The following is a 6,261-nucleotide window of genomic DNA, read 5'->3' on the forward strand; positions in this document are numbered from 1 at the left end:
GTCGATGTTGAACTTGGTGCGGTTCAGGTAGTAGATGACGCTTTGGTAGAGGTCGTCGAAGTAGTGAGCGCCGGGGTTAACCCAGTCCAACTCGCGGGCTAGTAACTCGTCTACGTCGGCCCGCACGTAATCCACGTGATAGAGCAGCGTCACGGTCTTGATGCGTCGCACGAAGGCGTAATAAAACATCTCTTTCAGATCCAGATTGAAGCCCGGATCTGTGGGCGACCAGGGGCGCAAGGGTACTGTTCCGAAGCGCTTGTGTACCGCTTTCAGATAACGCCCATCCAGATAATTCCACGACAGGGGGCAAATTCCTTCTGTTCGAAAGCTCTGGCCAATGACGATGCGTTGAATACCTTCCTTAGCTGCTACGCCATACAAAGCTGTAGCGATGCCTAGATCGGTGCCTTCCTCCATATCGGGCGTAGAAGCTTTGAGGAAGGCAATTTTGAGGTCCTTGGATTCGCGCCAGTCGGAAGTGATAGTGCGCAGCTCTACACCTAGTTTGCGGCAGGCTTTTACCATGTTTTCGCCCGCCACGGGGTTGCCGAATCCATCGTTAAAGTGCACGGCCAGCGGGCGTAGCTTTAGCTTCGTAACGCAGTACCAAAGCGTGTAGCTGCTGTCGCGGCCGCCGCTTACACCCAGCACGCAGTCGTATTTTTTGCCTTTCCCCGTCTGCTTTATATCATCAGCCAGCTTCTGTACTTGTAGGCGGCCGGCTTCCCCAAGGGGAAAAGCCTGATCGAGCTTGTCGTGCAGGGCGCAGAAGCTGCACTCGCCACTACTATCGAACCTGATGCCAGGCACCGTGGTATCCATAATGCAGCGAGTACAGCGCTGCTGCGGCGCTTGTGGTTGCCAAATGGGGCTGCGCGCTGTCGCTGGTTCGGTTGTGAGCATGCGGGTAGGGTGAGAAAGGCGGGCAGGGCGGGGTGGATATAGGCAAGCAAGCAAAAATCTGTATAGTACTAGAAGCCAGGACTTTTTGCGGGAGGTCCTTGTACCCATAAAAGGGATTACGTGTTGCCGGTAGCACCGTATGAACGGGATAGTCTGCGGGGAAAGCACTGCGGCCAGGTCGGTCTCTGCCTCCCCTGCACAGCCGTGGGAAAGTCACGGCGCGTGCAACGGTTTGGTGGGAGTAGCAGGTTCCGCCGGGGACCTGCTACCTGCTTTTTCAGACTCCTTAACGTACTGGCGCTAAATAAGGCAGCCAGGTACGGCGTATGGGTTCCGGTTCTTCAGGGCAGGTTACGCGTCCTCGCGGGCGGCGCCGGGGCGTAGGGCCCCTGGACCCCGGCATGCCCTTAGGGCGTCGTCCCCTGCTGGCCCGCCGGGAGGAGGGCAGATTTAAATGGGCGCCCCCGGCAGATACCATCCCGCGGCGGATTTCCCCGACCCGGCGGCCGGGGAGCGGTGGCCATGATCGCCCTCGCGCGGCACCAAAGCCACGGCGGTGGGAGCGGGGTCGCGAAGAGGGAAGGAGAACCGGCCCGCCCAGCGTGCTGCGGGCAATGTGGCACTTGCTTTGCCAAGAAGGGGAAGACACCCGGCCGGCATCCCGCCCGTCCCCGCGCGCGTAGGCCCGCGGCTTCGCGCGCCTGACCCGGCGCGACCCGGGCGTCGTTGGGAGGCTAGTGATTATTGGTGCTTTTTGGTAGCTGCTGTGTGATGAGTAACCCCTATTTTCCCCTTCCCCCCGCCACCCTGGCCCCGGCGGCGCACGCGCAGTGGCTCGGGCGCCTGCAAGAGGCCGAGCGTATTAGTGGTCTGCGGGAGGCCGGCGGGCCGCTGGTAAGTAGCGAGACGTTGGCTTTGTTGCAGCGCTACGTGCAGGACGAGTTGAGCCTGGCCCAAGTTGTGCGGCTGCAATCCCAGCGCTTACCCCGTAAATAAAGCCCAGGCAGGCGGCCCCGGGTGCCGGGCGCGCCCGGCGCTTGGTGATAGGAGTAGATGAATAAAATAATACGGAGCCAGGAAATTAGGCAGGAGCATATGCGTACGTGGATTAGTCTTCATCAACCCTGGCTGGTGGGCCTAGTGGGCATTCTGGCCGCCATCCTGCTCATTAACTGGTTGCTCGATATCGGGTCTCAATCCACCCGCCCGGCCGCCGCGCGCCGGACCCCGGGCCGTCCGGGGCAGGCACCCGTTAGGGACCTGGAGCAGTCCCCATTGGAGCCCACTCCCGCGAATCGGGCCGCGCGCCGGCGCGCAACTGGTAAACGCGCTCTCCGTTAACCCTCCTCTTGGTCGGTGCCCGGAGCGAGCACCTACAGACCGCCGGATGCGCCGGACAGCGTCACCCCATCCCGGTCGGCTGGGTAATGTCCAACAAGGGCGGTACTAAAGGGCCCTGAGCAGAGTCGTGAGCCGGTCAGTCACTTTTTTCTCCTACCATGCGGGCCATTTGTTTCTTTCGCTCCTTCCTGCTCCTGCTCGGCTGGCTGCTGGCCAGCTGGGTAGTGGTCTGCTGCCACAGCCGGACCCCAGTCAAGATCATGCCCTTGGGGGACTCCATCACTCACGGTAATACTACCTATCCGAGCTACCGTCGCCCCTTATGGCTGAAGCTCCAGCAGGCCCGCTACGGGGTGAACTTCGTGGGCGGGCGCCTGTTCAACAAGGGCGGGCTAGGGCCCTACTTTGATTTTGATCTCGACCACCAGGGGCAGTGGGGCTGGACCACCGCCATGCTGTTGCCGGAAGTTCGGCAGTGGACCTTCGATCACCAGCCCGACATTGTCTTACTGCACGCGGGCACCAATGACTGCTTCAGCGAAAAGCCGGTGGCGGAGATCCGCGACAACCTGAGCCGCCTCATTGACCAGCTGCGGGCAGGGAGGCCAGGGGTGAAAGTGCTGCTGGCCCAGCTCATCCCCGCTGCCCCACCCTACGCGCAGATCAACCCGAGGATCACGGCCCTGAACGCGCTGCTGCCCGCCCTGGCGCAAGCGAAAACGAGCGCTCAGTCCCCCGTGGTAATCGTGGATCAGCACACTGGGTTCAGCCGGGAGGCGGGCGTGGACCTGCACGACGGGTTGCACCCCAATGCCCGGGGGGAGGAAAAGCTGGCCGCCCGCTGGTATCAGGCTCTGCAAGCGCCCGAGCTGCTGGGCCCGCCACCGTCCCCCAGTGCGTCCGTCGTCAGGGATGTTTCTCCCCGGCGAGCAAGGATTGCTTCACGCCTATGAGGTAACCCCCGAAACTATTACCCCCGGCCAAAACCATCAACGAAGGGCGTGGTCGCGTGGTCTCGCCGTAGCCCAGTAAGGTAGCGACGAGTCTAATAAGCCCCATTATGGTAAGTAGGAGAAAGGGGAAAGTCGCGATTTGACCCATCGCGTCCCCCGCCGGGAACGAATCGGCTGCGCGTGCGTATGCAGGCAGTCCCGCCTGACTTCTGAAATAAGTGAAAGTGGGTGCCGCTCCAATAGTACTCTACCTATTGCTCCCCTCCGTATTCCGGTCTCTATGGTGCCTACCCCTCCGGCATTGCCCGTGCTCGTCGTGGACGAGACCCAACTGGTGCAGCGCCTGCTGGCCCGGGACGAGCACGCCCTGTGCCTCCTCTACCGCCGGTATGGGCCCAGCCTGCTCTACGCTATTCGGCGCCTGGTGCGGGATCAGGCCCAGGCCGAGGACATCCTGCAGGAAGGACTGCTGCGCATCTGGCTCCATATCGGCCGCTATGATGTGAGCCGCGGCCGCCTCTTCACCTGGATGCAGCGCATCTGCTGCTACCACGCCATTGACGTGCTACGCAGCGCTACGCACCACCTGCACACCCGGGGCCAGTCCCTGGACACGGACGCGGCGCGCTACCTGCCGGCCCCCACCACCTTCCATCCCGAGCACATCGGCGTGCTCGAGCTCACCCTGCGCCTCTCCCCCGCGCACCGCGAGCTCATCGAGCTGGTGTACTTTCAGGGCTACACCTACGTAGAGGCCGCCCAGCACCTGGGCCTGCCCCTGGGCACTGCGAAAACCCGGGCCCGGGCCGCCCTGCTCGCCCTGAGCAAGCTGGCGCGCTAACCATAAGAAAAAAGGGCCCTGCTGGTAGCAGCAAACGCCTTAGCGGCTGAACTCTTCCCGCTGGCGCGTCGCTTCCAGCACCCGGGCCGAGGGCTGGGGCAGCTCGTCTTGACCGGCCAGCTCCGGCAAACTTACCTGCCCATCGATGTAGCGTTGCAACTCCTGCAGAATGGCCCGGCAGGGCTCCGTGCCGCCCAAGCGGGTCACCGCGATGCCCCACTCGGCGTGCTGCTGGCGCTTGCGGCGGGCAGCGCGCTCGGCAGCGGGCAACTGGGTTGGAATTGGAGTAAAGGTAGAACTAGCCATTGCATCCACACAGAAAAGGTGAACAAGCTCCTCTATACGAGCCCCCGCGCCGGAGGTTGAGCTAGAGCCGGGGCCCCCGCCGTGCCCATCGACAGGATACGAGGCGGAGGCGCGGGCACTTTGCAAGTGGTGAGCTCCTGCCCCGTCGCCCATGGCTGCTCCAGCGCCGCGCGCGCCAAGACCAGCCAACACTCGAGCCGCCTCCGCCTGCTTCCAGGCCGCGCACCTCCAGCTGTGCGGTGACGGGCACTTCCCGCTGCCGACCCGCGTAGGATTCGCCGGAGCGGCGGCGACAATTACCCGGCACCACCGGGGGGAGACGTAGCGACTCGGGTTAGGCGCCAGTCGCTAGAAGCTCGGGGCGCCAACAAGCTGAACCATATCCTCTTAGCCCTCCCGCACGTAGGTAGCTACGGTATAGGGGGTCGCTTGATCCTCCTAGCTATTTCTAGCAGCCCTGGAAGGATGTCTCCTCCTCTCTGTCAAAGCCCCCTAGTGCTGCTGTTCGTTGTGCGGCTGGTGCTGACCCTCCAGTTTGCGGGCTTCATCTGCTGGTTCGTTTTCCTTCTTTGCCTTTCATTGCTGCTACCGCTTCATGCTTGATCCCCCTACTACGGCGGCGCCCGCGCCGGAAAGAGAGCTATCCGTCCGGGCCCGGCAAGATCTGGTGTTGATTGCGGCGGCGCTAACCGGCCAGCCCCAAGCCTACGAAGCGCTGCTGGACAAGTACCGTAAGCCGGTCTACCACGTACTGTTCAAGCTGGTGCGCCACGCCGAGAATGCGGAAGACCTCACGTTGGAAGTGTTCGCCAAAGCCTTTCGCCACCTGCCCCGCTACCAGCCCGAGTTTGCCTTCAGCACCTGGCTGTTTCGCATTGCCACCAACCACGGCATAGATTTTATCCGTCGCAGCAAGCTCAAGACTCTCTCGCTGGATGCCCCCAGCAGCCGGGACGAGGGGGACTGGTCACTGGACGTGCCCGATCGATCGCCTGATCCGCAGGAATCCTGTATCCGGCAGCAGCGCATCGCCCTCACGCGGCAGGTGGTGAGCTTGCTGCCGGCCAAGTACGCGAAATTAGTGCGGCTGCGTTACTTCGAGGAGCTCAGCTACGAGGAGGTAGCCGGGCAGCTGCAACTACCGGTGGGCACGGTCAAGGCCCAACTCCACACCGCCCGCAAACTGATGCTACGGCTAGTGAAAGACAGCCAAGCCGCCATTTAGCCTGCTGACGGGCCTTGCCCCCAGCTCGGGGGAAAAGCAACCGCTTTTTCCCTTATCTTCCGTAGCGTAGGGTGCACACCTGGAGTGAAAGCGGTAGAAGGGTGGCTAACAGCCTGAATACGGATCGTCGTCTGATGGGAAGGTCTTCGCAGGCTTTTGGTGGGTGATTGCTCACTTCAGCTCGATCGCTACTTCACTGACGAAACGCGTTTGGCCGGAGGCATCAGTATAGCGTTTAGACGAGCTGGTAAAATCGTTATAGCGTAATTGGGCTCCTCCTTGGGTAACATTTCCTCCTGGACTTGACTCATCCCCCTAAATGCCTTTGACGAACAAGTCTGGGATAGCACGGCCAGTTGGATCCAATGAGCACTGGGTGATCCGCGCCCACTGCAACGTCGACAGCTTGGCCTCGCAACCCTCGCGCAGCCGAGTTAAGAGCCGCCGCTCCCGCTTTGAGAAGGGAAGCTAGTGGTGCCACTCCCACCACTCAGCTAGGCAGTTATGCGCCTACCCTGGGCTCAACTTTTAGGAGCGTTCGGGCGGAGGACGGCTAAATAACTAGTTACTTACGACCCTTGAACCTTTCCTTCGGATTAGGCCTATGCGACTACTCGTACTTCTGGTGTTGCTGATCGTGGAGTGGATAAGTAGCTCCGCCGCCTGGGCGGCAGCGGAGCCCCAGCAGT

The 6,261-nt window shown here is 62.0% G+C and carries 7 protein-coding genes; 5 read left to right on the forward strand and 2 right to left on the reverse strand.

Going from position 1 to position 6,261, the window contains the following annotated elements:
• Nucleotides 1-906: hypothetical protein (locus ACW9KT_RS22165; protein ID WP_457084562.1), on the reverse strand; the 906-nt coding region annotated here is incomplete at its 3' end.
• 771 nt (nt 907-1,677) lie between these two features.
• On the opposite strand from ACW9KT_RS22165, the gene ACW9KT_RS22170 reads away from it, so the two are divergent.
• The 4 genes from ACW9KT_RS22170 to ACW9KT_RS22185 all read left to right on the forward strand — a co-directional run bounded on the left by ACW9KT_RS22170 (nt 1,678) and on the right by ACW9KT_RS22185 (nt 4,041).
• A complete protein-coding gene (locus ACW9KT_RS22170) occupies nt 1,678-1,902 on the forward strand; it encodes a hypothetical protein (protein ID WP_457084564.1) in 225 nt (74 codons plus the stop codon).
• Nucleotides 1,903-2,001: 99 nt separating this feature from the next.
• Nucleotides 2,002-2,247, forward strand: a complete 246-nt coding sequence (locus ACW9KT_RS22175) for a hypothetical protein (protein ID WP_457084566.1) — start codon at nt 2,002-2,004, stop codon at nt 2,245-2,247.
• Between the two features lie 158 nt (nt 2,248-2,405).
• Complete coding sequence (locus tag ACW9KT_RS22180) at nt 2,406-3,200, forward strand: SGNH/GDSL hydrolase family protein (RefSeq protein WP_457084568.1); 795 nt, start codon at nt 2,406-2,408, stop codon at nt 3,198-3,200.
• 139 nt (nt 3,201-3,339) lie between these two features.
• Nucleotides 3,340-4,041 carry an RNA polymerase sigma factor gene (locus tag ACW9KT_RS22185; RefSeq protein WP_457084570.1) on the forward strand — a complete coding sequence of 234 codons (702 nt, stop codon included), beginning with the start codon at nt 3,340-3,342 and terminating at the stop codon, nt 4,039-4,041.
• 39 nt (nt 4,042-4,080) lie between these two features.
• Here the strand turns inward: ACW9KT_RS22185 and ACW9KT_RS22190 are convergent, their stop codons facing one another.
• Nucleotides 4,081-4,347 carry a hypothetical protein gene (locus ACW9KT_RS22190; RefSeq protein ID WP_457084572.1) on the reverse strand — a complete coding sequence of 89 codons (267 nt, stop codon included), beginning with the start codon at nt 4,345-4,347 and terminating at the stop codon, nt 4,081-4,083.
• Between the two features lie 595 nt (nt 4,348-4,942).
• Here ACW9KT_RS22190 and ACW9KT_RS22195 point away from each other — a divergent pair.
• Nucleotides 4,943-5,572, forward strand: coding sequence for an RNA polymerase sigma factor (locus ACW9KT_RS22195; protein ID WP_457084574.1), 630 nt, complete (start codon nt 4,943-4,945; stop codon nt 5,570-5,572).
• The last annotated feature ends 689 nt before the right edge of the window (nt 5,573-6,261 follow it).

The organism is Hymenobacter sp. HD11105, from assembly GCF_054051685.1.

Coding starts and splice junctions, on each gene's coding strand:
- ACW9KT_RS22175 (WP_457084566.1), top strand. CDS start 2,002: ATGCGTACGTGGATTAGTCTTCATCAACCCTGGCTGGTGGGCCTAGTG.
- ACW9KT_RS22180 (WP_457084568.1), top strand. CDS start 2,406: ATGCGGGCCATTTGTTTCTTTCGCTCCTTCCTGCTCCTGCTCGGCTGG.
- ACW9KT_RS22195 (WP_457084574.1), top strand. CDS start 4,943: ATGCTTGATCCCCCTACTACGGCGGCGCCCGCGCCGGAAAGAGAGCTA.
- ACW9KT_RS22190 (WP_457084572.1), bottom strand. CDS start 4,347: ATGGCTAGTTCTACCTTTACTCCAATTCCAACCCAGTTGCCCGCTGCC.
- ACW9KT_RS22170 (WP_457084564.1), top strand. CDS start 1,678: ATGAGTAACCCCTATTTTCCCCTTCCCCCCGCCACCCTGGCCCCGGCG.